Source organism: Streptomyces sp. NRRL WC-3549, assembly GCF_000721935.1.
Lineage (GTDB): Bacteria > Actinomycetota > Actinomycetes > Streptomycetales > Streptomycetaceae > Streptomyces.
Genome location: NZ_KL585395.1, coordinates 118,727 through 121,557 on the forward strand (window position 1 = coordinate 118,727; position 2,831 = coordinate 121,557).

The 2,831-nt window shown below is 73.6% G+C and carries 5 protein-coding genes and 1 pseudogene; 5 read left to right on the plus strand and 1 reads right to left on the minus strand.

What is annotated here, in order from left to right:
- The 3 genes and pseudogenes from IH13_RS42270 to IH13_RS0113355 all read left to right on the plus strand — a co-directional run.
- Nucleotides 1–325 (plus strand): annotated as a pseudogene (locus tag IH13_RS42270) (ATP-dependent helicase); the annotation flags it as partial.
- Between the two features lie 50 nt (nt 326–375).
- Nucleotides 376–768, plus strand: coding sequence for a CBS domain-containing protein (locus IH13_RS40780; protein ID WP_158791159.1), 393 nt, complete (start codon nt 376–378; stop codon nt 766–768).
- A gap of 43 nt (nt 769–811) precedes the next feature.
- The gene (locus tag IH13_RS0113355; RefSeq protein ID WP_031084107.1) at nt 812–1,120 is read left to right on the plus strand and encodes an SCO5918 family protein; all 309 of its coding nucleotides are present in this window, start codon (nt 812–814) and stop codon (nt 1,118–1,120) included.
- 140 nt (nt 1,121–1,260) lie between these two features.
- Here the strand turns inward: IH13_RS0113355 and IH13_RS0113360 are convergent, their stop codons facing one another.
- Nucleotides 1,261–1,614, minus strand: coding sequence for a hypothetical protein (locus IH13_RS0113360; protein ID WP_031084108.1), 354 nt, complete (start codon nt 1,612–1,614; stop codon nt 1,261–1,263).
- A 190-nt stretch (nt 1,615–1,804) separates the two neighbouring features.
- Here IH13_RS0113360 and IH13_RS0113365 point away from each other — a divergent pair, with 190 nt between their 5' ends.
- Both IH13_RS0113365 and IH13_RS0113370 read left to right on the plus strand, forming a co-directional pair.
- The gene (locus tag IH13_RS0113365; protein ID WP_031084110.1) at nt 1,805–2,143 is read left to right on the plus strand and encodes a MerR family transcriptional regulator; all 339 of its coding nucleotides are present in this window, start codon (nt 1,805–1,807) and stop codon (nt 2,141–2,143) included.
- Between the two features lie 449 nt (nt 2,144–2,592).
- Nucleotides 2,593–2,831 (plus strand): ATP-binding cassette domain-containing protein (locus tag IH13_RS0113370; protein ID WP_037841259.1); only part of this gene is annotated, 239 nt, incomplete at its 3' end.

The window sequence follows — 2,831 nt, forward strand, 5'->3', positions numbered from 1 at the left end:
CTACCTGCACCGCGGCGGACGCACCGCCCGGGCCGGGGAGTCCGGCAGCGTGGTCACGCTCGTCACACCCGACCAGCGGCGTTCCATGACCCGGCTCATGTCGGACGCCGGAGTCCGCCCGCAGGTCACCCAGGTCCGCTCCGGCGAGGCCGAACTGAGCCGCATCACCGGCGCGCAGGCCCCCTCGGGCGTCCCCGTGGTGATCACCTCACCGGCGGCCGAGCGTCCCAGGCGCGACGGCGCCCCGCGCTCCCGGCGGAGCCGCCCCGCGCAGTCCGCCCGGCGTACGGCCCAGCGGCGGCCCGCGTACGACTCGGCGGCCTGAGTCCTTCGCCGTCGCTCCGGAACACCGACCCGTCTCGCAGGAGGCTCCTTGTGACCTTGGTTCAGACGCAGTCCCGCCCCGCTTCCCGCAGGAGCGTGGACACCGCCGTACCGGAGGTGTGGGACGACATGACCGTCGAGGTGGCCCTCTCCGTGATGGCGGGGGCCCGTGCCGGGCACCTGCTCGTCTGTGACGGGGACGGGCAGTGCACCGGCCGGGTCACCTGGGGCCAGCTCTCGGCGGTCCGGGCCGGCTCGGCCTACACGGACCGGGTCCGTCTGCGCGACATCACCGGCGGCCCCGTGCCGGGCACCACGGTGGCCGGGGCCGGAGGCCAGGAGCGCCGCGCACCGGCCGCCGCCGCCCAGCCGGGCCACGGCCAGAACCGCCCCGTCACCGCCCAGCTCGGTCACGGTTCGTACCGTCCCGCCACCACCGGCTGATCCCCGGTCCGGCGGCCGGCTCCTTCCACCCCTGTGAGGCATCATGCGCTGTGTCATCGCCCGCTTCCCGTTCGACCTGACCAAGAGCGGTGTGCTGGAGTCGATGAGGGCCGTCAGGCCCGAGCCGATCACCGGTGAGTCCGTGACGATCGGACGCCGTAGGTACCCCGCCAAGCAGGTGGGCGAGGTCATCACCCGCCAGGACCGCCGGGACTTCACCTCCGGCGAGGTCGTCCGGGCCATGGCGCACCTCGGCTTCACCTGCCACACCCTCCCCGCGGCGGCGCCCGTACGCGCCCTCGGCCCGCTGGAGCGGGCGGCCGCGGAGCTCGGGACGCCCGTGGCCCCCTGACCCGCCCGCGCCCGGCGGCGCGAGCCGGTACCTGAACGTCGAGGAGGGCCCGACCACCGGTGGTCGGGCCCTCCTCGTGTGCCGTCCGCCACATCGCGTGGCGGCGGATCAGCGCTCTTCCGTCGACGGGTTCGGGCAGGTCAGTCGTAGCTGAAGTCGCCCACGGTCCAGGCGCCGACGTCCTCGATCGAGACCCGGTACATCCCGCCCGTCTCCGGGATCCCCACGGTGCCCTGCAGGATGCGTGCGACGTGGAAGTGCAGATGTGTGGGCGGACCTTCCTTGGGCCCGGTGGCCGTGAAGGCACCGGCGAACTCGCCCAGGTTCGACGAGTCCGTCAGGACCTCCGACACCCGCTGCCGCCAGACGGCTTCGGGGGCCAGCCGGCCGGTGATGACGGCACCTCCGGTGACGACGGTCAGGGACATCTGAGTGCTTTGCCCGGACTCCACCATGGCGGCGACGTCGACGAGCAGTTCGTCAGGCTGTGACATGGGAGCCGATTCTATCCGCCGGTCCGACGGGCTCCCGGGGCACCTCGGCCGCACCCGTCCGGCGACGGCTCGGGCGGCGATCGGGCCGTCGGCCCGGCACCGGGACCGGCGGATGGTGTTGTATTCCTTCCGGGGCACCGGTGGCGTACGCCGCCCGGGCCCCGGAACGCGTTCCCATGAAGAGGTGCAGATGACAGCGGAAAGTCCGCTCGGCGGCCGGCTCGAAGACGATGACTACCCCGCCTACACGATGGGCAGGGCCGTCGAGATGCTCGGCACCACGGCCGGCTTCCTCCGTGCCCTCGGGGAGGCCCGCCTCATCACCCCGCTCCGCTCCGAGGGCGGCCACCGCCGCTACTCCCGGTATCAGCTGCGGATCGCCGCCCGCGCCCGGGAACTCGTCGACCAGGGCACCCCGATCGAGGCGGCCTGCCGCATCATCATCCTCGAGGACCAGCTGGAGGAGGCCCAGCGCATCAACGCCGAGTACCGGCGTGCCGCGGGCGGGACCGACCCGGGCGCCGGCTGAGCCACGGGCCTGTGCGGCGCTGCCCGGCCGGGCCGGTCACCTGCCCGGGCGGGCCAGGGCGGAACACGGACCGCAGAAGGCGACCGCTGCCCCGCACCACCGTCGCGGGGCAGCGGCTCCGCGAAAAAAATCCCTCTCCTCCGCCGGGCCGCTGCGCTACAGTCGTAGGGTCCTGTCGTCTCCGATAGAGGTGGACGTTGCGCATCTGAGGTTCGCGATCACCGCGCGGTACGGCCCTTGCCGTCACCCGTCACGCTGCCGTCGGCTCTCCCGCCGCGCCGTGACCCCCGCGTGGATGCGACCTCGGTGCCCTGCCATCCCCGGCCTCCCGAGGACCGGACGCCCTCCCCGGGACCGGACGGCACACCCTTCCCCGTACATGGCCTGGTCGCCGCGTGGTGCTCGCACACGAAGCCCCTGTTCACACGCTTGCGACTGCGAGGATCACCATGTCCCAGCCCTCAGCCCCCACCGCCTCCCTCACCTGTTCCGCGATGTCCTTCCGGTGGCCGGACGGCACCGAGGTCCTCGACGGGCTGTCGCTCACCGTCGGCCGGGGCCGCACCGGTCTCATCGGCGCCAACGGCTCCGGCAAGTCCACCCTGCTGCGGATCCTGGCCGGAGTCCTCACCCCGCACTCCGGCGTCGTCACCCTCGACGGCCGTACGCTCGCGGAGACCGGCCGCCG